Here is a 24,999-nt window from a genome sequence, read left to right on the forward strand (position 1 = left end):
ATGACAACGGGCCTCAAACCCGATCCCGGCACGGTCGTACCAACGTCGGCAATTTGGTGGGCGGCCACCCACCAAATTGCCTAACCAGCCCAACCATACTGACACATCACAAACAGACAATCCCGGACGGCGATAGCCGATCCGGGACCTTGTGGTGCACATGCGCGAGCAGGTCCCCGCTCTTCGCTTCGCTTCGGCGGGGATGACATCGTTTAGAGTTGGTTGCATTTATAAATGGGTGTCATCCCGGACGGCGAAGCCGATCCGGGACCTTGTGACGCACGTGCGCGAGGAGGTCCCCGCTCTTCGCTGCGCTTCGGCGGGGATGACATCGTTTAGTTAAGTCAGCCAATGAAATGTGGTGTCATCCCGGACGGCGATAGCTGATCCGGGACCTTGTGCCGCACATGCGCGAGGGGATCCCCGCTCTTCGCTGCGCTCCGGCGGGGATGACATTGTTTAGAGTTGGTTGCATTTATAAGTGGGTGTCATCCCGGACGGCGCAGCCGATCCGGGACCTTGCGGCGCACGTGCGCGAGGGGGTCCCCGCTCTGCGCTATCGCTCCGGCGGGGATGACATCGTTTAGTTAAGTCAGCCAATGAAATGTGGTGTCATCCCGGACGGCGTTAGCCGATCCGGGATCTCGTTGCGCAGCAAAAGCGTAAGGAGGTCCCCGCTCTTCGCTGCGCTTCGGCGGGGATGACATCGAAAGAACTTGGAAGCGCTTTGGTGCCCATTCTGGTCACCAAACCGCAATTTCAATTGTTCTTGCGACACCTGGGTGGTCAAGTGCGCAGCTTTGCTGCGTCGCGGCGCGATCGGTTTTCGAAGAAAACCGACACTTGACGACCCAGATGTCGCGCTCAAACTCGCACTTCCGCTTTGGTGAAACGCAGGTTTCACCAAAGCGGTTCTAGGTGGAAATCAACAAAGTGCTGTCTCCCCGGACGGCAGGGATGAGACGCGGTTAGGAGAGCATTGGTGGGGTTGGCCCTCAGCCCATTTCGGTTGCCAGAAATGCCGCCGCGCGCCGGGCCCCTTTCAGGCGTTGTTCAGGTGTAGTCCAATCACCATTGACCACCATTTTGCCGTCTGGACGCAGGCGGAACAAAGCGGGTTGTTTTTGCACGGCGGCGACCAGTTTCATCGGGTCGGGTGCGGCTTCGGTCCGGAAGGTCAGCACCGCACCTTTGGGACCGGCGTCCAGCTTGGCAATATGGGCTTTGCGACATAGGGCCTTAACACCGGCAATCTCGATGAGTTGGCGGGCTTCCTCTGGCAAGGGGCCAAAGCGGTCTGCCAGTTCGGCGGCATAAGAATCCCGGTCTGCATCGCTCTCAAGCTCGCTCAAACGCCGATAGAGCGACAAACGCACATTGAGGTCGGGCACATAATCTTCCGGGATCAGCACCGCCACACCCAGATTGATCGCCGGTGACCACGAGCGTTGCGACACCACCTCGCCGCCATCCTGCAGGCTCGCGACTGCTTCTTCCAGCATCTGCTGATAAAGCTCGACACCGACTTCGCGAATATTGCCCGATTGTTCTTCGCCCAACAGGTTGCCGCCGCCGCGCATGTCGAGGTCATGGCTGGCCAATTGGAAACCGGCCCCGAGCGAGTCGAGTGATTGCAGGATTTTGAGCCGCTTCTCAGCCCCCAAAGTCACCGGCTTTTCGGCTGGGACTGTCAGATAGGCATAGGCGCGGGTCTTGGAGCGGCCAACCCGGCCCCGCAATTGGTACAATTGGGCCAGACCAAACATGTCAGCCCGCCAGGTAATCAGCGTATTGGCCCGGGGAATATCCAGCCCGCTTTCCACAATCGTGGTTGAAATCAGCACATCCTGCACGCCCTCATAGAAGCCCGTCACAATCGGCTCCATCTGGGTCGGGCTCATCTGACCATGGGCGACAGCATAGGTCATTTCGGGCACCATCTCGCGCATGAAGCGTTCAATCTCTTCAAGATGCTCAACCCGCGGGGCGACGAAGAAGGCCTGTCCACCGCGATATTTCTCCCGCAGCAAAGCCTCGCGAATGGTGATCGGGTCCCACGGCGTGACATAGGTGCGCACCGCCAAGCGATCCACAGGCGGGGTGGCAATGATCGACATTTCCCGGATGCCGGCCAAAGACAATTGTAAGGTGCGCGGGATCGGCGTGGCCGAGAGGGTCAACACATGCGTATCGGTGCGCAATTCCTTGAGGCGCTCTTTGTGCTTGACCCCGAAATGCTGTTCTTCATCCACAATGACGAGGCCCAGATCGCGGATCGACAGGTCTTTGGCAAAGACGGCATGTGTGCCGACCACAATATCAACCTTGCCATCGGCCAAGTCGCGCTTGGTATCGGCCAATTCCTTCGCGCTGACCATGCGGCTGAGCTGGCGCACCCGGATCGGCCAGCCACGGAAGCGTTCGGAGAAGGTCTTAAAGTGCTGGCGCGCCAATAAAGTGGTGGGACAAACCACCGCGACTTGTCGACCGCTCATCGCCACGACAAAGGCTGCCCGCAGGGCGACTTCGGTTTTGCCAAAACCAACATCGCCACAGATCAGCCGGTCCATTGGATGGCCCGCGGCCAGATCATTGAAGACATCCTCAATGGCCGACAATTGATCATCGGTCTCATCCCATGGGAAGCGGGCGCAGAATTCATCATAATCGCCTGAGCCTGCCAGAATGGGCTCTGAGACTTTGGCGGCACGCGCTGCGGCAATTTTGATGAGCGCTTCGGCCATATCCTTGAGGCGCTGCTTGGCCTTGGCCTTGCGGCCCTGCCACGCCACCCCGCCCAGCTTATCAAGCAGAGCGGTGGCGTCTTCTGAGCCATAGCGGGAGACCAGTTCGATGTTTTCCACCGGCAGGAACAGCTTGTCGCCACCGGCATAAATCAGCTCAAGGCAATCATGAGGTGCACCCTGAACATCCAAAGTGCGCAGACCCTCATAGCGACCAATGCCGTGATCAATATGAACCACCAAATCGCCAGCCGACAGACTGCCTGCTTCCAAGATTACGCTGGCTGCCTTGCGCCGTTTGCGGGCCCGGCCCAAACGTTCACCCAGAATGTCTTGCTCACTCAGGATGGCATAATCTTCTGCCACAAAACCGCGCTCGAGCGGCAGAACAGCCAGACCGATCATGCCGGGCGGGATCAGGGCGATGGCCTGTGCATTGGGCACAGCATAGAGATTGGCCATGCCATGCTCTTGCAGCACATGGCCCAATCGCTCGGCTGACCCATCGGTCCACGCCGCCAAGATGGGTTTGATGCCTTGTGCGGCCAGAGCCTCTACGTGCTGGCGGGCCGCGTCCCACACATTGACGCCTTCGCTGGCCCGTTCTGCGGCAAAGCTGCGCCCCGCTTTCGCACCGGTCTCGACCAGAAGCTGGCCGCCTTGGGCTTCGTCAAAAGCGCTGAGGCGGCGCACATCATGGCGGGCAAGTTCGGTCTCAATTTCGGCCAGGCTTGTGTAAAGCCGCTCGGGCGGCAGCGGGTGGTAGGGGCTTGAGCCTTTTGGCGGCGGCACGCGGCGCGCTTCATAATAATCTGCCACTTGGGCGGCCCGTTCAGCCGCAGCATCAAGCGCATGGGGATCAAGACTGATCAAAGCCCCCTGCCCGACATAGTCGAACACAGTCTCCATACGGTCATGGAACAAGGGCAGCCAATGCTCCATCCCATTGCGGCGCACCCGTTTGGTCACCGCTTCATACAAGGGATCGCCCTGGGCTGCGCCGAACAGCTCCAGATAGCCCAAGCGAAACCGGCTGGCTGCGGCTTCATCAAGGATGGCTTCTGAGACCGGGGCCAACACCACTTGGTTTAACTGATGGGTCGAACGCTGGGTTTCCGGGTCAAAGCTGCGAATGCTTTCCAATGTATCGCCGAACAGATCGAGGCGGACAGGTTCAGGCAATTCTGGCGGGAACAAGTCGATCACCCCGCCACGAATGGCAAAATCACCCCGTTCACGCACAATCGCGGTGCGGGCATAGCCATTGGCGGCAAAATAAGCCTGAATAATCGCCATATCGAGGATCTGGCCCGGCTTGGCGGCAAAGGAAGCCGCGGCCAGACGCTCACGCGGGGGGACGCGCTGCATCAGGGCGGCCCCGGTGGTGATCACCAAAAGGGGTGGGTCATCCGGCTTGCGCCTTATCAAATGGGTCAGCGTCGACAGCCGCGTCGCGCTGATCTCCGGGGCGGGCCCCACCCGGTCATAGGGCAGACAATCCCAGGCCGGCAAACGCACCACGCGCAGGTCTGGGGCAAAAAACGCCAGAGCCGCCACAAAGCTGGACGCTTGAGCATCATCGCGCGCCACATGCAGGCTTACCCCGCCACGCGCCTTGGCCGCCCGTCCAATCAGGCTCGCATCATAGCCTGCCACAGCTTGGGTGACGCGCAGATTGCCTGCGGCATGAGCCAGGGTGTCAAGGAGGGTTTGGGGCATGGGGAAAGGAATCTCGTGCAGATTGCGTGTGGCGATATAGCTGTGGCCTGCAGGCTTGGCGAGGCCAGCTTGCTGCAATCAGATCCATGTCGGGCCGTGGCAGCAAACGAAACTCAGATTGACACATTTTGATGTCAATTCGATTGAAGTTTTTACGCCCTCTTTACGCGACCAGCCTATTCATTTTGATGCATCGAAGAATGATTTCGGAGGATTGTGCGGAAATCATGGCATGGCTGACTCCTACCCCCGGCACACAAACCTCTGACGACCGTGCTAAGCTCGCCGCCATCGACAAAGCCCAAGCAATTATCGAATTTGCACTCGATGGCACTATCCTGACAGCCAATGAGAATTTTCTTCGCGCGATGGGCTATCGACTCGATGAGGTCCAAGGCCGCCATCACCGCATGTTTGTGGACCCCGATGAAAGCGGCACAGAAGCCTATCGCAATTTCTGGCTTCAGTTGCAGGCTGGGAACGTGCAGCGGGCAGAATATAAGCGCGTGCGCAAGGATGGTGGTCCAATCTGGATTCGGGCCGATTATTGCCCGCTGCTGGATCGGCGCGGCAAGCCAAGCAAGGTCGTCAAATTCGCCACCGATGTCAGTGATGAAAAATTGCGTGCGGCCAATTTTGAAAGCCAAATCGCAGCCATCCACCAATCTCAGGCCGTGATCGAATTTGCGCTAGACGGGTCCATCATCACGGCCAATGACAATTTTCTGCGCACGGTTGGTTATGATTTAAGCGAAATCATCGGCAAACACCATGCGATCTTTATGCCGCCGGAAGACGCCCAGACCGAGGCTTATCGCGCCTTTTGGGATGCGCTCCGTCACGGTGAATATCGCAGTGACCAATTCCGCCGCCTTGGAAAGGGCGGCCGGGAAATCTGGATTCAGGCCAGCTATAATGCCATCCGCGATATCGGTGGAAGGCCGTTTAAAGTGGTGAAATTTGCCACCGACATCACCAGTCATGTCGAAAAGCAACGTCAGCGTTCCCACGTCCACGCCCAGATTGATCAAGACCTCTCGCGCATCAGTCACGCCGTCAACACCGCCGCCCATGTGGCCCATCAAGCCTCGGTGTCGTCTGAGCAGACCTCGGTCAATGTGCAGGCGGTTGCAGATGGCGCAAGCCAGCTTGCCCAATCGGTGCATGAAATCGGCACGCAAGTCCATGTGGCCCGCGATGTTTCCAATCAGGCTGTCGCGCAGGCAGAGCGGACCAGTGAGGTCGTCACTGGTCTATCACAGGCTGCCCAGCGCATTGGTGATGTGATCGAGCTGATCAGCAAGATTGCCTCCCAGACCAATCTGCTGGCCTTGAATGCCACCATTGAAGCTGCGCGGGCGGGCCCAGCGGGCAAGGGCTTTGCTGTCGTGGCGTCGGAAGTAAAAACCCTGGCGGACCAGACCTCCAAGGCAACAGGCGATATCGCAAGCCAAGTTGCCTCCGTGCAAAGCTCAACGGGCGACGCGGTGCACGCCATTGCCGCGATCACCCAAGTCATCGGCTCGATCAATGAAGTCTCTGCAGCGATTGCCGCCGCGGTCGAAGAGCAATCTGCCCTCACCGACGCCATGTCATCCAATATGGCTGTCGCGTCGCAGAGCGTGCAGGCCATCTCGAGCCGGATGGCTGATATTGCCGACTCAACCGATCAGATCAGACAGGCCACCGAACAGGTCCGCCAGGCCTCAATCGGCCTGGCATCCTGATCAAATCTTATAAGCGCTCGGAAAAATAGACCGCCAGCTTATTGCCATCGAGATCACGGAAATAGGCAAAATCGCCGAAGGCCCCGCGTGGGCCGGGTTTGCCTTCGCATGTGCCACCCAATTCCAAGGCTTTGTTGTAGAGCGCGCTGACCTGTTCGCGGCCATCCAACTGAATTGCGATCATATTGCCATTGCCAATGGTGGCAGGCTGTCCATCATGGGGTTTGGTAACCATCAGCATGGCCCCCTCCGGCAGTCGATAGATCAGACCTTGTGAAGTCGGCATCAATGGCTTGCCGCCGATTTCGCCCAAAAGCGCGGTATAAAAGGCGGTTGCTTTGTCAAAGTCGTTGGTACCGACGCACAGATAACCGATTTTTGCCATGGTGTTGTCTCCCTGTTGTGGGTCACGCTTGTGCGACCCATGGTCAGCCGCGTCAAGCAGGCAGATCGGGCAAAAAGGGGCTGTGGACGGCGACCGTCCACAGCCCCATTCACATATTGTGAGCAGATGGTCTGCCTATTTGAGGACGAGTTCCTGCAACTCCATCGACCCCATCAATTCGCGCATCTTTTGACGCGACGCGGAGGCTTCCTCAGCAGCGCGGGCGGTCTGAGCCATGTAGGCGTCAAGCTTTTTGCCAAAAGCTTCACGCTCCGCAATGCTGCCGTAATCCTTATACTCAATCATCAACACGAGGTCAGGCTCGCCATTGCGGGCATTATTGACGCTCAGGACCTTGTAACTGAGAACCACACCCTCTTTCTTGGCAAACTCCTGCCGCTTTTTCCAATTCCCAGACAGATAGTCCATATAATTCTCAAATTGGCCGGGCAGCACTTTGATGTAGGAGATTTCATAGACCGAACCGGGCTTATAGCTCGACTCCTGCGCCATTGCGGGGACACTTGCCCCAAACACCAATGTCAACGCTAAAGCTGCCCCCGCAGCCAGACGCGCAAGCTTATTCATCCTGTTTTCTCCAATCCTTTTGGTGACTTAGCTCTTGGTGAGCAGCACCAGTAACAGGCGCGTGAGGATTGGATGCAAGGCGTGATCAAAAATGTTTCTGATTAGTAGCAGGCAAAGGTCCTGCTTAAGGCGTCCCGACCAGAACAACACCGACCAAGATTGCGGCATAGTGCAAACCGGCCGCAGCCACGACATGGCCGTGCCAAATTGCGCGACGGAACTTCAAGCCTTTGGCCGCGTAAAACAGGGTTCCCACCGAATAAACGACACCTCCGGCGGCAAGAAGCCACAGCGCAACAGCCGGAACTTCACTGACCATCGGCTTGATCGCAATGACCACCATCCATCCCAAAGCCAGGTAAAGAAATACCCAGATGGCTTTGCCCAGCCCCGGCAAAAACATCTTTCCAGCCATGCCGAGACCGGCCAACACCCACACAGCACTGGTCATGCCGATTGCCCACGTGCCGCTTAACGCCTGCGTGGTGAAGGGCGTATAGCTCGCCGCGATCATCAAAAAAATGCCGGCATGATCGAGACGGCGCAGAAACGGCTGCCAAGATGGCTTGGCAAAATTATAGGCCAAGGAAAAAGCCAGCATGGCAATCAGGCCCAACGCATAGATGGACACAGCCGCGACCTTGCCCAACATGGCGTGATTGACCGCCAGCCCCAGCGCCAGACCGCCGCCAAACAGCGCCAAAGTCAAGCCAGTCAAATGAACGATCAGATCGGCCCGCCGGGCCCACAAAGTCGGATAATGATCTTGTAAAGATACCATAAGATCAGTCTAACCCAGACAGACCGTCTCGTCAGCCCATTTCGCGAGGGGGCGCGCTCAACTTGTCTGACGAATGGTTTCAACCGTGAAGCTGAGGGCCTGCAGGCGGTCCATCACCGGGCTTTGGAAACGGTCAGGAACTGGGACTTGCCCAACGATCCAATAATAGACGTCCCAGTCTGCCTGGTCGAGCAAGGCTTCAAAAGCCCCCAAATCTGCCTCAGAGGCAGTTGCCAAATGCTGATCGGCAAACGTGCCCATCAGAAAGTCATGCTCGCGAAAGCCCCGCCGCCATGCACGATAGCGCAATTGCTTGATCCTGGTTTCACGGTCCTGCATGCCAAAACTCCTGTCGCAGGTGCTCATATAGCGCGCCTGTGGCAGGAGGGGACTCTTGACCACAGTCAGGATGTGTCGTTGGGTGGTCGACGATCCGACCGGAGTATCGGTCGGCACGACCGGCTTGAGCACAAAGTCGGCGAAGACCTTGTGGGCAGGACCAGACAGGACGTGATTATGAGTGAATCGCGCGGACGAAAAACCATCTTCATCACCGGCGCGGGCTCGGGCATTGGTCGGGCAACCGCACTGCATTTTGCCCAACGTGGCTGGTATTGCGGCCTCTATGATGTGAATGCAGCGGGCCTTGCGGAGACCGCAGCCCATATGCCGGTTGATTCATTCTGTACGGGCACTTTCGACGTCCGGGATCGCCATGGCTGGAGCAATGCAGTCAGCCAATTTGGTGATGCCACGGGCGGGCGGATGCATGTGCTATTCAACAATGCCGGGATTGGCAAGCACGGCTGGTATGAAGACATCGATCAAGACAGTGCCGATCTTGTGGTGGATGTGAACCTCAAGGGCGTGATGAATGGGGTCTATGCCGCCCTGCCCTTGTTGGAGACCACACCTGGTGCACGCATCATCAACACATCCTCCACCGCTGGTCTGATTGGTGCGCCCAAGCTGGCGGTCTATACCGCCACCAAATTTGCGGTCCGCGGTTTAAGTGAGGCATTGGATGTGGAGTTCTCGCGCAAGAACATCCGGGTGATTGCGCTGTGTCCATGGTTTGTCGACACCCCCATCCTCGACATGGTGGAAACACAGGGGTCCAATTCGCGCGAACGCCCCGCAATGAAGGGCATCGAGATTTATCCGGTGGAGATGGCAGCAGCACGCACATGGGACGCGGTCCATGGCGATGATGTTATCGTCAAAGTTGGCAAGGCCGCAGAGCGCGCCCATTTCATGAGCCGCTTCCTGCCAAAGTTCCTTGCCAAGCAAATGCGCAAGAGTGTGCTCATCGACCCGAATTAAGGGCCGAACAGGCCAGATGCTGGGAAGGCAGTTTGTAAATCCTGCCCCTTGCGTCAAAAAGCCCCCGCCTATTCCGGCAGGGGCTTTTCAACATTGGATGGGCTCACGCGACAACAGCGTCTGGTGGCAGGCGCCGGGTTAGCGAACAGCGGGACGGTAAAAAACGTGCCCGCCAATACTGGTCACCCGGCGATAGACGCGCGACCAGCTGGGTTCAACAAAAGTTGCATGAAAATGCGTGGCACCGGGTGCAACACCGGGACGCCAACCATCAACAACGCGTTCTGCGATCTCATTGGCACGCTGCCATTGCAGGCCACTGGGTGCACGACGCGCCCGGCAAACCCACGAGAATTGGCATTGATTGCCCGTGCGCTGATAGACCACACCGCAAAAGCTTTTGGGATACTTCCCTGAAGCCACCCGAGTCGCAACCACTTCAGCAACAGCTTCCTGGCCACGACGGGGCTCACCCTTCGCTTCATAATAGACTGCCTCAGCCAGACACCGCACCTGACGCGCACGGTCGAGCTCGGCCATGCTACGTTGCGATTGCGGTATACCCTGGGATTGGGTCGTGGTTGTGTCGGCATCAACCTGGGCATTGTCCACCACAGGTTCTGCGTGAGCGATCGTGCTGAGGCATACGATCAAACACACAGTCCCCAGGACGGTCGCAGCATCACGCGCGAGGGTCCTGAAGAGGCCGGTTTGTCCCGACTTCATGGCGGGGCTTTTACCCCCGACAGCACCATTCGCAAACGCAACAACGCAGTCGCACACAATCAAAACGCGAGATTCAGATGTAACCGCCTTGTTTATTCCAAGTGTTTGAGGGGGTTACCACCGACATGCAATTCCGCATAGGGGGCATGCAGGGGCCGATTTTCGGGCTATTTCGTCGGTTGCGGCACGGGTCTGGTGCCAAGATTCGTTTTGTTTTGATGCGGCGCTCTGGCTAAAATTTGCCTCATGGACGCGGTGTTTGGCTGGGCGCTGCCACCGCAATGGCATTGGCTGCAGCCACGATTGACAGGCCGGTCGCAGCCCGCAGGCGGCTTGCCTCGACCCCCGCGGGACTTACGACATAGGCGTCGCGGGCAGCTTGGCTGGGCCAAGCAGCGACAATCAAACGGTCGAAGAAACTATCACCTTCGAGCGGCGTGAGCGCCCCCGCCTCAATGCCGGTCAACAGGCGACCGCCTGATTGTTCCACCCCCTGCTTCAGGGCTTGGGCTGCCTGTGCTGAGGCGGCCTGATAGGCCGCATCTGGCTTGGTCAGCGGGCCCGTCATCACGATCAGATAGCCGCCCCCTGCCCCGTCGAAACTGACGGGACCGCGGCCTTCGACCGCGACCACACTAAACACACCGGCATTGTCACGCTTACGGACAACGGCGCGATAGGCCTCGCCCCACCAAAAGGCATCAACCCCAGCGCGTGAGGGAAAGGCTGCGAAGATGAGGGAACGGTCCGTCCAAGGGCCCTCCAACCAGCTCACCCCTCGGCCTGGTCCGCCCACAGCCAGATAACGACCGTCCAGACTGGCATAAATTGGCGGCAGGCTGGCCGCATAATCGGCGATCTTCACCCGATCGGTGGTCTTGCCAATTACGACAAGATAACCAGGATTGGCCGGGCTGGCGGTCTGGGCCAAACTATGGGTCGGCATCAATGCCATTAGGGCCATGCTGCACGTCATGACCCCGATCCGCAGGATTGCCGAGAGACCTGTTTTCGTGCGGTTCACCATCCCCAACCTCCACCAAGCGCCTGTGCGGTTACGGGATTGGAGACTAGGGATTTTTGCCGACTTTGGAAGTGCTGGCTATGCACCCGCAAGCTGTGCCAAGCCTTAAACTGCCAGACGCGGTTCTTTTGCGCCGCGGTCCAGCGCATCGGCCCTCATCAAGAACCTTATCAACCATTTTATTCTTGTCGATCCCACCGGTCGCGCAGGCGCGACCGGCGTGTTCTTTAAAAATTTTGGATCAGCAAGTCAGACCTAATTGCGCGCTTTATCAACCATTTTATTCTTGCCGATCCAGGGCATCATGGCACGCAGGCGGGCACCGACGGCTTCGATCTGATGCTCATCACCCAGACGGCGGGTCGCTTTGAAGAAGGGCGCGCCAGCCTTGTTTTCCAGCATCCAGTCGCGGGCGAAGCCGCCATTTTGGATATGCTCCAGCACGCGCTTCATTTCAGCCTTGGTTTCAGCCGTAATGATGCGTGGCCCGGTGACATATTCACCATATTCGGCCGTGTTGGAGATCGAATAATTCATATTGGCGATGCCGCCTTCATAGATCAGGTCTACGATCAGCTTCACTTCGTGCAAGCACTCAAAATAGGCCATTTCAGGCGCATAACCGGCCTCAACCAAGGTTTCGAAGCCGGCACGGATCAATTCGACCAAACCACCGCACAAAACGGCCTGTTCGCCAAACAAATCGGTCTCGCATTCCTCGCGGAAATTGGTTTCGATAATGCCCGAACGACCACCACCGACAGCCGAGGCATAGGCCAAAGCAAAATCAAGGGCTTTGCCGCTTTCATTATGCTGCACCGCCACAAGGCATGGCACGCCGCCACCCTTCTGATACTCACTGCGCACTGTGTGGCCGGGGCCTTTAGGCGCCACCATCACCACGTCCACGCCCTTGGGCGGCTGGATCAGGCCGAAATGCACCGAAAACCCATGGGCAAACATCAAGGTCTGGCCTGGCTTGATATAGGGGGCGATCTCGGTGGCATAGAGTTCAGGCTGGATTTCATCTGGCGTGACGATCATCAGGGCGTCCGCCTTCTGGGCGGCTTCGGCAACGGTGACGACCTTCAAACCGGCGGCCTCGGCCTTGGCTGCGGAGGCAGAGCCTGCCTTCAAAGCAACCCAGACGTTTTTCACGCCAGAATCCTTCATGTTCAACGCATGGGCGTGGCCCTGGCTGCCATAGCCTACAACTGCAACAATCTTGTCCTTGATCAGGCCAAGGTCGCAGTCAGCGTCATAGAACACGCGCATTTTTTCTCTCCAGATGGGTTTTGTCGCAGCACAATCATGCAGGACAGGGTGAATTCGCCCGCGGTTAAGAGCGGTTTTTTGCGCTCAGGTCAATCAAAGGGCTCAGCTTGATCAAACAAGATTTCAGCGCCAGCTCAGTTCGATGGAACCGCTGGCTCGGCCGGGTTTGACTTTGGGGCGATGCTGGGCGGTTTGCGTGGCAAAGGCCCGGTTGCAGGTGCAGGCGGCGTACTGGCGCGGCCAGCGGCAAGCTCTGTCACCATGCGCCAGCCAGTCGGCTCACGCCGCCAAACGGTAACATAGCGGCCCAAGCTCAAGGCCGTATCACCCCGTCGGATGACGTATCGCCCCCAGGATGAGCCCGCCCCCCCAGACGCCATCGCACTTTCAGGCGTGCGCTCCAGCGTCACATCGGCAGGGAAAGTCGCAAACCGGGCTTGAGCTCCGGCTGCTCCTGGCGGGGATGAGCCTGATGCATCGTGTAACATGCCTTCTGCTGACAGCACCGCCTCATAGGCCTTCAAAGGCCCGTCGCGCATCAACGCATCTGCGAAAGCCCGATCAAGAACGAGCAATTCTTGGCTCTCATCCATGGCGCGGGGCTGCTCTGATGGAGGCGGTAGGGGACCTTCTTGCAAAGGTCGCAAAGGTTCAGTCTGCGTCGACTGGTCCACCGCTTTTGCCCCGTCAGGCACCTGCCAGTCTGCCTTGGGCAGCCCAGCCCCAACAGCTTGTGCAAAGGCGGGGCTGGTCGTGCCCGCTGCCAGCGCCACACTGGCTAAAGCACTGGTCAAAACACGGGTCAAAACACGGGTCAAAACCAAACGCAGGATCGGTCGCCTCATCGCTTTCTCCTCGCGCGCGCTTGGCTCACATAGAACCAAATCGCGCACTTAACTATCTGATTTAGGACTTATTTATCCAATTGAATTACGTCCACGACTTGCAAAGGGACCCTATCGACCCGCTGGCGGGGCTCGGAAGCCGGCTTCAGGTGCGACAAGGCCCGTCAACGGCAGGCTGCCGGGTAGTTGGCCAATCTTTTTTTCAAAAACGGCCAAAAGTGGCCGCACCCGCTCATCATCATAGCGCGTGGTCACACAGCGGTCATGCTTGGGCGCGCGCACCTCTATGACGGCTGTGGCATCGCCCGCGCGGGCCAAGGTTTCAATTGTCTTTTTCAACTCGCCCCAGATTTTTGCATCCTCAATGGCATAGACCAAAGTGGCGGCATCTGTTGTATCCAAGGTGCCGCTTGCCCGGCTCAGCTTTTGGCCGTCCCAGCGCACAATATCATAGCGGCCGGGGACCTCACGCACGGTGCGGAACGTGATGGACACGCTCTCCTGCCCGGCAGGGCGCAAGACCGAGACGCGATAGGCGGCGCTGTCTCCGGCTGGTTTGGCAAAAGGTGCGTCAATCCCCATGGTGCGCAGCACGGCGGGGTCGGCAAGTTCCCCATTGGCCGGGCCATCGCACAGACGCATGCGCGGATCGCCATCCACGCCTAAGAACAAGCCCTTTTCGGTAGGCTTGGCTTGACCGACCAGAACCAGGCCAAGGCCGAGCACAGCGGCAACCCCAACCATCATGAGCAATCGTATCTTTGCCGTCATCAGTCTATCCAATCGCGAACTTTGGGCCAAATCATGGCCAGTCTAACTGCGGTCCGCCTAAATCGTCTCAGTGCCGCGGCGAATGGTGGCAACCCCGGTGCGTGAAACCTCTACCAGTCCCAGAGGGCGCATCAGATCAATGAAATCATCCAGCTTTTTCGAAGAGCCTGTCAATTCGAACGTGAAGTGATCCAGGCCGGCATCCATGATGCGGCACTTGAAAGCATCGGCCAAGCGCATGGCTTCCACCCGCACATCGCCTGTCCCTTTGACTTTAATCAGGGCGAGTTCACGCGACACGGCATCGCCATCGCCATAAAAGTCGATCACCCTTTTGACCGGGACCAGACGGCCCAATTGCGCGCGGATCTGGGTCAAGACGCCAGGTGTGCCGGAGGTGACGATGGTGATGCGCGAGGTATGGGCCTCATGGTCGGTCTCGGCCACCGTCAGGCTTTCGATATTATAGCCGCGCGCAGAAAACAGCCCGACCACGCGGGCCAGTACGCCCGGTTCGTTGGTGACGATGACCGCCAAAGTGGTGCGGATGATGGGGCTTTCGCCTTCAGGAATAAAATAGGCAGAACCGGGCTGGGTCATGGGTGTGTTACCGGAATGGGGGTTTGAAGAGCTTGGGTAGCCTTGATAAAGGCTTGGTCAAAAGTAGCAAGGCGCTCACAAGTCTGCGCTGCGGCGAGATGGATCGCATCGGCAAAATCAATGCCTTTTTTGTACCAATCGAGCGCCCGACATATCAAAGGCTCGTCTTCTATCACGAGCTGCTCAGACTGGGTGAGCGCCTCCAAAACCAAACAGATGTCGGCGGACCCGAAACGATAGGCCTTGGTCAAGACCCAAACCAATTCCTGCACGACGCTGCGCGCCACAAAGCAAATATTCTCTGTCAACACGCGTGTGGCGCGCTCGGCTTGGCTGCGATCATCCAAGACAATCGCCCGAACGAGGATATTGGTATCGACACTGATCATGGATTTGCGCGCGAAAATCGATCCGCCGCCGACTCCTCCACAGCCTGATTCATCTCCTCAATCGTCACGACGGGACCCCGGTAGCGTGGATGCAAGAGACCGATCAGCGCCGAGATCGGCTGCTTTTTCTGCGCCGGCACAAGTTTCAGCAACACCCCGTCTGGGTGGTCTACCACTTCAACCTGCGCGCCAGCCTCAAAGCCTTTAGCTTGGCGCAAGGCCTTCGGGATGACGACCTGCCCCTTGGTCGAGAATGTGGTCATAGCCATCATGGCCTCCGCACTGTGCTGGGTAAGATTAAAGTAAGACGGAGCGAAGGTCCAGCTGAATCTGCTCCAAGCCTGGCCCAGAAAATGGCGAAATGGACGACCATGCTCGCCCGCAAAGTTCAACGCGACGTTGGCTCAGGAGGCAGGCGACTCACATCGGGCAAAGTTGGAATTGGCACATGTTCCACCCACAGCAACACCTCACTCGAGTCCGGCATCCTCGCCGCCATCGACACCGCTGCGTCTGTCCGCAAACTCACCCGATGCACTTTTATGGCCCAAGCGGCGCGCCATGAGATTGTGGGGCGTTAGATTCTGAAGTCGAGCCGGTTCGTTTGGGATCGGTTTTGGTGACCATTTTGGTCACACAAAACCTTGTTTCAATTCTCTTTTACCAGTTCAATCGCGTCAAGGGACGCTTCGCTTCTACCCTTGACCCGCTTGAACTGGTGGCCACATCGCCGGGTGTCTGAGTCCGATTGCGGCGGTCAAGGCCAGAGAGCGAAGCGTGCCTTGACGGCCGGAAGAGGACGATTTCACACGCGTCCCGCGCTTTGCGTGCAGCAGGGTCTGCACCAAAGCGCGTCAGAGGCTAATTTCTTATCGAAGTCTATATTTGCAGCAATTTGTGGCTAACTAGAAATGGACCGCCATTCTCATCAACTCAACTTGTTGCAGAGGCCCAATACGGTCTGAAGCCTAACCACGCACTCTTCTGCGCAACGCATTGATCCACTTGTCTGGAACGTCATGTCCTCGGTAATGGTCAGGTCCATCTGGACCATCTAAAATCATGTAATTGCAGCGGCCCAGTCGCCCCATGGGCAGTTCTGGCTGCTCATTTTTTACCCTCTTGAAAATCGACCGCGCCGTCATGTACGCGTGGAAATCCGCTATTTCTAAGCAGGCGTGACTTCCTGGTGGCACAAATTTCGGACATTCAATATCATTACAATGGGATAGATACTCGTGGACCAAATACCTCTTTGAATTCAGATATGTTCCCTGCGCCCATTCTTCGAAGTGATCATCACCTTTGAAAGGCGCAATAGAATCTAACACGAACTTGGGTTTAAGTCCGATGTGGGTGCTACTGTATATAGCATAGGAAATCGCGGCGCTATGTATCGTTTTCAGAGCAAAATTTAGAGATTTTCGCCTTTCCTTCTTGTTGAACTCGGGCCTAATGACTCCCATCGCGTGAACTTTAATGCACTCGTCATCCATTGATGACAGCAGATCAGCGCAATCATTGAAGAAAGCGGCTACGTCCGATATTTGTTTGTAAATTCCGTGGACCATCCGGGTTCGTCCGTTCAAGATATCCTTTGTGTGGATTTTCCAGACCTCCGGATTACTGCCCGGGACATGCTTTAACTTGAGTTCAATTAGATTTTTTCTGAATTTCTCAACACCTGCATCTCGCATGCCAATCAATGAGTAGCCGATGTATTCAAGGTCTCCCATCTGGCGGCCTGATTCATCTCCGAAAAAATTAATGCGCCAGTCCAGTTTCTTGTAATTTGTTGGGATTTGAACAGTTGTACCACATTGGCAGACTGCGCCCACACTCAAACGATGCCAAGCACCTGCTTTAGGGTCCTGAATCTCATGAATTGGACCAAACTCAAATTGCCGCTCGGTCCAAAGGTCCGGGGCTACCAAAGAACTACAATTTGGGCACTGTGCTTTGAGATTCGCAATTTCCAGCGGCAAAAAGCCGGGCATTGATGCTGATGGAGATTTTGGACTCGGTTGCATCTTGATATTTTGACACTTAAGAATGAAAATCTCTAGTGGCTGATTGCCTTTGCTCTCACCCTCGAGCCAGGCCGCCGGCTACCCCCCTAAACCAACTGCCGCCCCTTCTCATCAATGGCGGTGCCGAGGTCTTGGCCATCATCGCCGAGCAGCATTTCATTATGCGCCGCGCCCGATGGGATCATGGGGAAGCAATTTTCATCCTTGGTGACGCGGCAATCAAAGATCACCGGGCCATCATAGTCGATCATGTCCTGGATCGCGGCATCAAGCTGGGCTGGATCCTCACAGCGTATACCTTTGGCCCCATAGGCTTCTGCCAGCTTCACAAAATCGGGCAAGGAATGGGAATAGCTTTGGGAATAGCGCTCTCCATGCAGCAATTGCTGCCATTGGCGCACCATGCCCATCCATTCATTATTAAGCACGAAAATCTTGACTGGAAGGCCATATTGGACCGCACAGCTCATTTCCTGAATGCACATTTGGATGCTGGCTTCCCCGGCAATATCAATCACCAGCCCATCAGGATGGGCCATCTGCACGCCAATCGCGGCAGGCAGACCATAGCCCATGGTGCCAAGCCCGCCTGAGGTCATCCAGCGATTGGGCTCTTCAAAGCGATAGAATTGGGCGGCCCACATCTGATGCTGGCCCACTTCGGTGGTAATGAAGGTCTTGCGGTTTCGGGTCAGTTCATAGAGCCGCTCAACCGCATATTGGGGTTTGATCACCTCGCCGCTTTGGCGATAGGCAAAGCCTTTGCGTGCCCGCCAGCGGTCAATCTGAGCATTCCAATCGGCAATCTGAGCTGGCTTGCCAACGCGCGCCTGCCACTGGGCCAAAAGGGCGGCAATTGCTTTGCCTGCATCGGCGACAATGCCAATATCCACCCGCACATTCTTATTGATGCTGGAGGGATCAATATCGATATGGATTTTCTTCGACCCCGGCGAGAAAGCATCCAGTCGCCCGGTTACGCGGTCGTCAAAGCGCGCGCCGAGACAAATCATGACATCACAATCATGCATGGCCATATTGGCCTCATAGGCCCCGTGCATGCCCAGCATCCCCAGCCATTGGGGGTCGCTGGCTGGAAAGCTGCCCAAGCCCATTAAGGTTGAGGTGACCGGGAAGCCCGTTGCCGCCGCCAATTGGCGCAATAGGCGGGAGGCTTCTGGCCCGGAATTGATCACCCCGCCGCCGGTGTAAAAGATTGGCTTTTTGGCTGAGGCCATCAATTCCACCGCTTTTTCAATCGCGATCAGGTCTGGATTGGTCGGCGGGCGATAATTGGGCGACAAATCATTGGGCTTGCCGCGATAGAGCGCCTTTTTGAACTGGACATCCTTGGGAATGTCGATCAGCACAGGGCCAGGCCGGCCTGTGGTGGCGACTTGAAAAGCCTCATGCACGATCCGCTCTAAGTCATTGACGTCCTTGACCAGATAATTGTGCTTGGTGGCAGACCGTGTGATCCCGGTGGTATCGCATTCTTGAAATGCATCTGAGCCGATCAAATGCGAGGGCACTTGCCCGGTGATGCACACCAAAGGAATCGAATCCATCAAAGCATCGACCAAAGCCGTCACCGCATTGGTGGCACCCGGCCCGGAGGTTACCAGCACCACCCCGCACTTGCCCGTCGACCGGGCATAGCCTTCTGCGGCATGGCCGGCACCTTGCTCATGGCGCACCAGCACATGCTGGATCTGCTCTTGCTGATAAAGCGCATCATAAATCGGCAGAACCGCGCCGCCAGGATAGCCGAAAATCGTTTCCACACCCTGCTCTTGCATGGCGCGCACCAGAATTTCTGCCCCGGTCAGTTCAATCGGTGCGGTTTGGGCAGTCGCGGAGGTCATGGTTTGGCTCTCAGTTTCAGTATCATACATGGCGGGGGTTCCGGCTTGATGCTTATGGCGGCTTTTCGGACATGAAAAAAGGGGCCAGTTGAGCCCCTTGTGTTGCACCGCCGCGTTCCAATGAGGGGCCTATCCCTCACCAGTTCGCGGCGGACTTACGATGACAAGTGCGACGTTGCGCATGATTGCGTTTCCTCAAAACGTTAGCCAAAGGCATAAACGTGCGTGCACGCAAGGTCAAGTGGTTTTTCTTGGAATAGATTTCCACAAAACAACGGAATACGCAGAATATTTGCCCAGAAGCAGGCTTGTGCGCACAAAACTGTGTTCCCACCATTTCCATGGTTTGCAAGTGGCGAAGTTTGGATAAGCTGAGGTCAATGTCAAAGGCCTGAAACAATCAGGCATGCGTAAAATTTTGGGGGAAACCATGTCGGATGTCATCAATTCCGGAGCAACGCCCGCTCCGGACAGCGCGAACCCTGCCTCCAGCGACACACAGACCAGCCATGGGCTGTCTTCGTCCTATGTCCGATATGCGCTGTGGATGCTGCTCATCATTTATATCCTCAATTTTTTAGACCGCAGCATTGTGTCCATTCTGGCCGAGGAAATCCGCACAGAGCTGATGCTGGATGATTGGCAGATCGGGATTATGACGGGTCTGGCATTTGCGCTCTTTTATACCATCCTTGGCATTCCGATTGCCCGATTGGCTGACCGGGGCGACCGGGTGAAGATTATTTCCATCTCTTTGGCGGTGTGGAGTGGCTTTACCGCTTTGTGCGGGCTGGCGACTAATTTTGTGCAAATGTTGCTGGGCCGGATCGGGGTCGGCGTCGGGGAAGCCGGCTGTACGCCTGCCGCCCATTCGCTGATTTCTGATTATGTTCCTGCCGACCGCCGGGCGCGCGCGATTGCCTTTTACGGATTGGGTGTTCCGGTTGGCAGCCTGATGGGCGCGGTTTTGGGCGGGGTCATTGCCGACATCTGGGGGTGGCGCACCGCTTTTCTGGTCGCAGGGTTGCCCGGCGTGGGTCTGGCCTTGATTGCCTGGTTCACCTTAAAGGAACCCCGCCGAACCTTGGGCTTTCCTGTTGCCCCCGCCGGGGGGCATGCCAGTGCGTGGTCAACACTCAAGACGTTGCTGGGCTCGCCCGCCTATGTTTTTGTGACGTTGGGTGCGGCGGCGGCAGCCTTTGTAAGCTATGGCCAAGGGGCCTTCACCCCCGCCTTTTTCCAGCGCTTGCATGGCATGAGCCCCGGTGAAGTGGGTGTCTGGTTGGGGATTTCCTCTGGCGTTGGCGGCCTGATCGGCACGTGGTTGGGCGGTTATTTTGCCGATAAGTTTGGGGCCAAGGATCCTGGTGCCTTCCTGTTTGTGCCTGCGATCGGCATGGCGATTGCCAGCGTCAGTTTCACACCAGGCTATTTGGCCAGCAGCTGGCAGGCCGCGTTGGTTTTGATCTGGATTCCCGGTGTGCTCAATTCCTTGTGGTATGGCCCCGCTTTTGCCACCGTCCAGCGCGTGGTGCCCCCCAGCCAGCGCGCCATGGCTGCGGCCATAACCTTATTTGTCGTCAATCTGGTAGGCTTGGGTCTTGGGCCCATTTTTGCGGGCATTTTGTCTGACACTTTGCGCAACATGATGTTTGACGGCTCTGGCCTTGGCATCAGCCAATTTGCCCAAGCCTGCGGCAAAGCGGCGGCCACCACGGCGGATGCGGCCTGTGTGGTGGCCCGGCAAGAAGGCTTGCGCTGGAGCCTGATTGTGGCCTGCCATTTGGGTCTGATCAGTGCACTGATGTTCTGGCTTGGCGGACGGGCATTGCGCAAACCACTGCTCTCGACAACTTGATCAGCCAAGGGCTTGGCCATGCAAATAAATCCGGCCATGCCATTGCTTTTTTCCGCGTCGGCCCGAAGGTGGACCGACAATTGAGGCAGGCGACAGACTTGCCCGGAAGGGGAACGACCAGATGGACAAACCGTCAGACGCAACAGTTGGATCTTTGAACGAGACCCAGCCAGCCGCCTTGAGCCCACAATATGTGCGTTATGCGCTGTGGGTTTTGTTGATCATTTACACGCTCAACTTTGTCGACCGCCAGATCGTCTCGATTCTGGCTGGACCCATCAAGCAAGAGTTGGGCATCTCTGATGGTCAATTGGGCATGCTGATTGGGATTGCCTTTGCCTTTTTCTACACCGTGCTGGGTATCCCCATCGCGCGCTTGGCAGAGCGTGGTAACCGACCGCTGATCATTTCAACGGCCGTTATCGTGTGGAGCGGATTTACCGCTTTGTGCGGACTGGCACAAAATTTCACGCAATTGCTGCTGGCCCGGATTGGGGTGGGGGTTGGTGAAGCGGGTTGTACGCCCCCTGCCCACTCGTTGATCTCAGATTATGTGCCGGCAGAAAAGCGCGCTTCAGCCATTGCCTTTTATTCCTTGGGCGTGCCGGTTGGAACCGCCCTGGGCTATGTCGTGGGGGCTTTCATTGCCCACCATTATGGCTGGCGGACAGCCTTTTTCGCCGTGGGCATTCCCGGCGTGATCATCGGCCTGATCGCCTTTTACACGCTGAAAGAACCACGCAAGCTTGGCCTTGTGCAGGTGGGGACTGCCGCTTCTGCCCCCAGCTTAAGCCAGACCGCAAAAGAACTGACCAGCCGCAAATCCTATTGGTATGCGGTCGGGGCTGCGACCATGATTTCCTTCTTGGGTTATGGCCACGCCTCCTTCCTGCCGATCTTCCTTGCCCGCGTGCATGGCATGGCGCTCGATCAGATTGGCTATGCCATGGCGATCATGACTTTTGTGGCAGGCGTCGCGGGCACCATGCTGGGCGGGATTGCAGCAGACCGCGCCGCCAAAAATGACACCCGCGCCTACATGACTGTGCCGCTTTTGGCCTTCATTGCCGGGGCCCCCTTCTTCTGGGCGGGCATGTTTGTGGAAGGCACGCTTGCCTGCATCATTCTTTTGTCCATTCCAACCCTTTTGAATGCAGTCTGGTACGGGCCGGTCTATGCCGCAGTCCAAGGTTTGGTGCGCCCGCAAAGCCGGGCCACAGCGGTGGCGCTGATGCTGTTTGTGGTCAATATGGTGGGACTGGGTGCCGGGCCAACGGCAGTTGGCTTCATGTCAGACCTGTTTGCCGCCCAGCATTTTGCCACCTTGGCACCCGCAGGCAGTGAGTTTGCCAGCTTTTGCGCCAAGGGAGCGGCAACCGCCGGAGATAGCCTGTGCAAGGCCTCCCAAGCCGAGGGCATTCGCTGGTCTTTGACGGTTTCAACCGCTGTGGGGCTTTTGGTGATTGGTTTCTTCCTCTTGGCACGCGCCACGATCAAACAGGACCTTGAAGCGACCGCCAAAGAGACAGCCGCAGCCTGAAAAGGCCTTTGCGCGGCAAACGCCGCTTGACCTTCAAGCCAACAGCCTCAAAACAGGGCCGCCGAACGCACTCGGCGGCCTTTTTGCTGCAGATGGATTCCAAAGATGATCCCCCGTTATGCCCGCCCTGAAATGATGGCGATTTGGGACGCCCAGACCCGCTTCCGGATCTGGTTTGAGATTGAGGCCCATGCCGCCGATGCGCTGGCCGAATTGGGGGTCATACCGGCTGAGGCTGCCCGCACCATTTGGGACAAGGCCGGGGATGCGGTGTTTGACGTCGCCCGGATTGATGCCATCGAAGCTGAGACCAGGCATGATGTCATCGCCTTTTTGACCCATCTGGCAGAGATCGTCGGCCCAGAAGCCCGGTTCGTCCACCAAGGCATGACCAGTTCAGATGTGCTGGATACCTGTCTTGCAGTGCAGTTAAGCCGGGCCAGTGACCTGCTGATTGCGGGTGTTGACCGTGTCTTGGCCGCCCTTGCCACCCGGGCTCATGAGCATAAGCACAGTGTTCGTATCGGCCGCAGCCACGGCATTCATGCCGAACCCACGACTTTCGGCGTCAGCCTGGCAGGCTTTCATGCTGAGTTTCAGCGCGCACGTGCCCGACTGGTGGCGGCCAAAGCCGAAATCGCAACCTGTGCCATCTCCGGCGCTGTGGGGACTTTTGCTCAAATCGACCCGCGCGTGGAAGCCCATGTTGCGGCCAAAATGGGCCTGAGCGTGGAACCGGTATCAACCCAAGTCATCCCGCGCGACCGTCATGCCGCTTTCTTCTGCGCGCTTGCGGTGGTGGCCTCCTCGATTGAGCGTTTGGCCACCGAAATCCGCCACATGCAGCGCACCGAAGTGCTGGAGGCGGAGGAGTATTTCTCGCCGGGGCAAAAGGGCTCCTCAGCCATGCCGCACAAGCGCAATCCGGTCTTGACCGAAAATCTGACCGGTCTGGCCCGCTTGGTCCGCTCTGCTGCCATCCCGGCGCTGGAAAATGTCGCCCTGTGGCACGAGCGGGACATTTCCCATTCCAGCGTTGAGCGCGGCATTGGCCCTGACGCCACCATCCACCTCGACTTTGCGCTGCACCGTCTGGCCGGGGTGGTTGAAAAGCTGCTGATTTATCCAGAACGCATGAAGGCCAATCTCGACCTTCTGGGCGGGTTGCACAATTCCCAGCGCGTCCTTCTGGCCCTCACCCAAGCCGGGGCCAGCCGCGAAGACGCCTATAAGATGGTGCAGGCCAATGCAATGGCGGTGTGGTCACTTCCCAGCCCGCGACCTGCCACCGCCCTGCTCGACCGGCTTCTGGCCGACAGCCAAGTCAGCACCCTCTTAAGCCCGGACCACATCCGCACCCTGTTTGACGATAGCCACCATTTCGCCCAAGTCGACACCATCTTTGCGCGGGTATTCGGCTAGGGCGGGCTGGCCTGATCAAGGTCCATCTGGCAGGCGGGAGTCTTCAAAAGCCCCACAAATGTCCTCACGCGGCGCAAGAGCCAGCTTTGTCTTGTGCGGCCTTTGCCCAAGGTTTTGCCCAAGATCGTACACGGGTTCCAGCTTAAGATGGGCCGCGCCGACATGTGCGGGACAAGATTATCGATTGGCTTTTTGGGGAGCGCACGGTGCGCCCTTTTGCCGGTCCAGCTGCTCAATCTCTGCGACGCTGATGGCGTTTTGGGGTGTGCTTGACGAGAATAGGTTCCAGAGGTGGAATGGGGTTTGCGGTGCGGCGCATCGTGATGGAACAGACACCCAGGCCAAGAGCCCCTTATACGTGCCTTTACAAGAATGAATTGGTCCCAATGGCCCAAATCAATTGCGGTGAACACAAAGAAGACTCATGCGAAATTCAGCAAGCTGGAGGCGGAACATGCTTAAAGTGGGACTTGCTGCAACATTTTTGGTTGTGGCTGCTGCGGCAGGATTGAGCCTCAAAGACCCCAAGCTGGGTGGGATGACGATTGGTGAAGTCTTTAGCGACCCCAAGGTCGCTCAAATGGCTAAAGCAGCGTGCGGAGGCGATACGCCAAGAATTGCCGCATTGATTGCAGAAGGGGTCGATGTGAATGCCAAGGGGCAAAATGATTTTGTGCCCCTGTTTTATGCCTTGAAGTGCGAGCAGCCTGCGGCCTTGGAGGCTTTGCTCAAGGCAGGCGGTAACCCAAACCAAACCGGCACAGACGGTATCCCTAGCACATATGCCGCAGCATCTTACACCGACCCCGTCTTTCTTAAGTTAATGCTTCAATACGGCGGCAATCCGAATTTAACCCGCGGAGATGGTGATACTGCGCTGTCGGAAGCCTTCTCGGTAGGGCAATACACCGGCAAGTGGGATAACTTTGAGCTTCTGCTCAACACGGGCGTAGATGTAAATGCTCCGATAATGAAGGGGAGCATTGGCATGGCGGAATACGCAGCGGCAGTCGGGCACCCGAGCAAGGCAGTCCAATTGCTGGAAAGAGGCTATAGTCATGACTTGGAAGGCCTTGCGAAGACGATTTATGGTAATTCGATGAATATGGTGACGGAAGAGTATCCCGAACCTTTAAGGCAACATCCTGAGTACAAATATCTGGCCGTTGCTGCCAAAATGTTGAAAGAGCGCGGCGTTGATATTGAGAAGGTCAAGCGCGATATCGATGAGAAAAATCAGCGGGTTGGTGCCGGGATTCACAATGATTACAGCTTTGAGGATCAGATCCCAATAAAGCCATAGGGACCTTGATGCCTCATGTGACAAAGATAGAATTGCCCGGAAGTATACGTAGAATTCGCTACCTTGGCATGATTGAACTGTCGA

22 protein-coding genes are annotated in these 24,999 nt (G+C 57.2%); 7 read left to right on the forward strand and 15 right to left on the reverse strand.

Annotated elements, in window-relative coordinates; translation table 11 throughout:
• Positions 1-995 precede the first annotated feature (995 nt).
• Positions 996-4,463, reverse strand: coding sequence for a transcription-repair coupling factor (gene mfd, locus PbB2_RS08575; protein WP_108985156.1), 3,468 nt, complete (start codon positions 4,461-4,463; stop codon positions 996-998).
• Positions 4,464-4,690: 227 nt separating this feature from the next.
• Here mfd and PbB2_RS08580 point away from each other — a divergent pair, with 227 nt between their 5' ends.
• Complete coding sequence (locus tag PbB2_RS08580) at positions 4,691-6,190, forward strand: methyl-accepting chemotaxis protein (RefSeq protein WP_108985157.1); 1,500 nt, start codon at positions 4,691-4,693, stop codon at positions 6,188-6,190.
• Between the two features lie 7 nt (positions 6,191-6,197).
• Here PbB2_RS08580 and PbB2_RS08585 read toward each other — a convergent pair whose 3' ends face one another.
• The 4 genes from PbB2_RS08585 to PbB2_RS08600 all read right to left on the reverse strand — a co-directional run bounded on the left by PbB2_RS08585 (position 6,198) and on the right by PbB2_RS08600 (position 8,283).
• Complete coding sequence (locus PbB2_RS08585; RefSeq protein WP_108984919.1) at positions 6,198-6,575, reverse strand: VOC family protein; 378 nt, start codon at positions 6,573-6,575, stop codon at positions 6,198-6,200.
• Between the two features lie 135 nt (positions 6,576-6,710).
• A complete protein-coding gene (locus PbB2_RS08590) occupies positions 6,711-7,163 on the reverse strand; it encodes a hypothetical protein (protein ID WP_238164932.1) in 453 nt (150 codons plus the stop codon).
• 124 nt (positions 7,164-7,287) lie between these two features.
• Entirely contained in the window at positions 7,288-7,944 is a 657-nt protein-coding gene (gene trhA, locus PbB2_RS08595; RefSeq protein WP_108984920.1) for a PAQR family membrane homeostasis protein TrhA, read from the reverse strand.
• 57 nt (positions 7,945-8,001) lie between these two features.
• Positions 8,002-8,283, reverse strand: a complete 282-nt coding sequence (locus PbB2_RS08600) for a succinate dehydrogenase assembly factor 2 (protein WP_108984921.1) — start codon at positions 8,281-8,283, stop codon at positions 8,002-8,004.
• A gap of 177 nt (positions 8,284-8,460) precedes the next feature.
• On the opposite strand from PbB2_RS08600, the gene PbB2_RS08605 reads away from it, so the two are divergent.
• On the forward strand, positions 8,461-9,267 hold the full coding sequence (locus PbB2_RS08605; protein WP_108984922.1) for an SDR family oxidoreductase: 807 nt from the start codon (positions 8,461-8,463) through the stop codon (positions 9,265-9,267).
• 138 nt (positions 9,268-9,405) lie between these two features.
• Here the strand turns inward: PbB2_RS08605 and PbB2_RS08610 are convergent, their stop codons facing one another.
• The 8 genes from PbB2_RS08610 to PbB2_RS08645 form a co-directional block, all read right to left on the reverse strand.
• On the reverse strand, positions 9,406-9,993 hold the full coding sequence (locus PbB2_RS08610) for a cell wall hydrolase (RefSeq protein ID WP_108984923.1): 588 nt from the start codon (positions 9,991-9,993) through the stop codon (positions 9,406-9,408).
• Positions 9,994-10,237: 244 nt separating this feature from the next.
• Complete coding sequence (locus tag PbB2_RS08615; RefSeq protein ID WP_108984924.1) at positions 10,238-11,020, reverse strand: DUF1330 domain-containing protein; 783 nt, start codon at positions 11,018-11,020, stop codon at positions 10,238-10,240.
• Between the two features lie 252 nt (positions 11,021-11,272).
• Positions 11,273-12,292 (reverse strand): ketol-acid reductoisomerase, encoded by a 1,020-nt coding sequence (gene ilvC / locus PbB2_RS08620; protein ID WP_108984925.1) that lies wholly within the window; start codon positions 12,290-12,292, stop codon positions 11,273-11,275.
• A 134-nt stretch (positions 12,293-12,426) separates the two neighbouring features.
• Positions 12,427-13,137 carry a nuclear transport factor 2 family protein gene (locus PbB2_RS08625; protein WP_108984926.1) on the reverse strand — a complete coding sequence of 237 codons (711 nt, stop codon included), beginning with the start codon at positions 13,135-13,137 and terminating at the stop codon, positions 12,427-12,429.
• Between the two features lie 111 nt (positions 13,138-13,248).
• Positions 13,249-13,908 (reverse strand): hypothetical protein, encoded by a 660-nt coding sequence (locus tag PbB2_RS08630; protein ID WP_108984927.1) that lies wholly within the window; start codon positions 13,906-13,908, stop codon positions 13,249-13,251.
• A 57-nt stretch (positions 13,909-13,965) separates the two neighbouring features.
• Positions 13,966-14,508 carry an acetolactate synthase small subunit gene (gene ilvN, locus PbB2_RS08635; protein ID WP_108984928.1) on the reverse strand — a complete coding sequence of 181 codons (543 nt, stop codon included), beginning with the start codon at positions 14,506-14,508 and terminating at the stop codon, positions 13,966-13,968.
• Positions 14,505-14,897, reverse strand: coding sequence for a type II toxin-antitoxin system VapC family toxin (locus PbB2_RS08640; protein WP_108984929.1), 393 nt, complete (start codon positions 14,895-14,897; stop codon positions 14,505-14,507). Before PbB2_RS08640 ends, ilvN begins: the two co-directional genes overlap by 4 nt.
• On the reverse strand, positions 14,894-15,166 hold the full coding sequence (locus tag PbB2_RS08645) for an AbrB/MazE/SpoVT family DNA-binding domain-containing protein (RefSeq protein WP_192576254.1): 273 nt from the start codon (positions 15,164-15,166) through the stop codon (positions 14,894-14,896). The genes PbB2_RS08640 and PbB2_RS08645 overlap by 4 nt, the downstream gene beginning before the upstream one ends.
• Before the next feature lie 84 nt (positions 15,167-15,250).
• Here PbB2_RS08645 and PbB2_RS15880 point away from each other — a divergent pair, with 84 nt between their 5' ends.
• Positions 15,251-15,478, forward strand: coding sequence for a hypothetical protein (locus PbB2_RS15880; RefSeq protein ID WP_133245762.1), 228 nt, complete (start codon positions 15,251-15,253; stop codon positions 15,476-15,478).
• 387 nt (positions 15,479-15,865) lie between these two features.
• Here PbB2_RS15880 and PbB2_RS08650 read toward each other — a convergent pair whose 3' ends face one another.
• Together PbB2_RS08650 and PbB2_RS08655 are read right to left on the reverse strand one after the other, a co-directional pair.
• Positions 15,866-16,894, reverse strand: a complete 1,029-nt coding sequence (locus PbB2_RS08650) for a hypothetical protein (RefSeq protein WP_238164933.1) — start codon at positions 16,892-16,894, stop codon at positions 15,866-15,868.
• Positions 16,895-17,013: 119 nt separating this feature from the next.
• Positions 17,014-18,822 (reverse strand): acetolactate synthase 3 large subunit, encoded by a 1,809-nt coding sequence (locus PbB2_RS08655; RefSeq protein WP_305790459.1) that lies wholly within the window; start codon positions 18,820-18,822, stop codon positions 17,014-17,016.
• A 376-nt stretch (positions 18,823-19,198) separates the two neighbouring features.
• Here PbB2_RS08655 and PbB2_RS08660 point away from each other — a divergent pair, with 376 nt between their 5' ends.
• The 4 genes from PbB2_RS08660 (at position 19,199) to PbB2_RS08675 (ending at position 24,915) form a co-directional block, all read left to right on the forward strand.
• The gene (locus PbB2_RS08660) at positions 19,199-20,650 is read left to right on the forward strand and encodes a spinster family MFS transporter (protein WP_238164934.1); all 1,452 of its coding nucleotides are present in this window, start codon (positions 19,199-19,201) and stop codon (positions 20,648-20,650) included.
• Positions 20,651-20,771: 121 nt separating this feature from the next.
• Entirely contained in the window at positions 20,772-22,190 is a 1,419-nt protein-coding gene (locus tag PbB2_RS08665) for a spinster family MFS transporter (protein ID WP_108984932.1), read from the forward strand.
• Between the two features lie 105 nt (positions 22,191-22,295).
• Complete coding sequence (gene purB / locus PbB2_RS08670) at positions 22,296-23,612, forward strand: adenylosuccinate lyase (RefSeq protein WP_108984933.1); 1,317 nt, start codon at positions 22,296-22,298, stop codon at positions 23,610-23,612.
• Between the two features lie 454 nt (positions 23,613-24,066).
• Entirely contained in the window at positions 24,067-24,915 is an 849-nt protein-coding gene (locus PbB2_RS08675) for an ankyrin repeat domain-containing protein (RefSeq protein ID WP_108984934.1), read from the forward strand.
• The last annotated feature ends 84 nt before the right edge of the window (positions 24,916-24,999 follow it).

Origin of the sequence: Candidatus Phycosocius bacilliformis, assembly GCF_003112735.1 — a bacterium.
In the GTDB taxonomy this organism is placed as follows: domain Bacteria; phylum Pseudomonadota; class Alphaproteobacteria; order Caulobacterales; family Aquidulcibacteraceae; genus Aquidulcibacter; species Aquidulcibacter bacilliformis.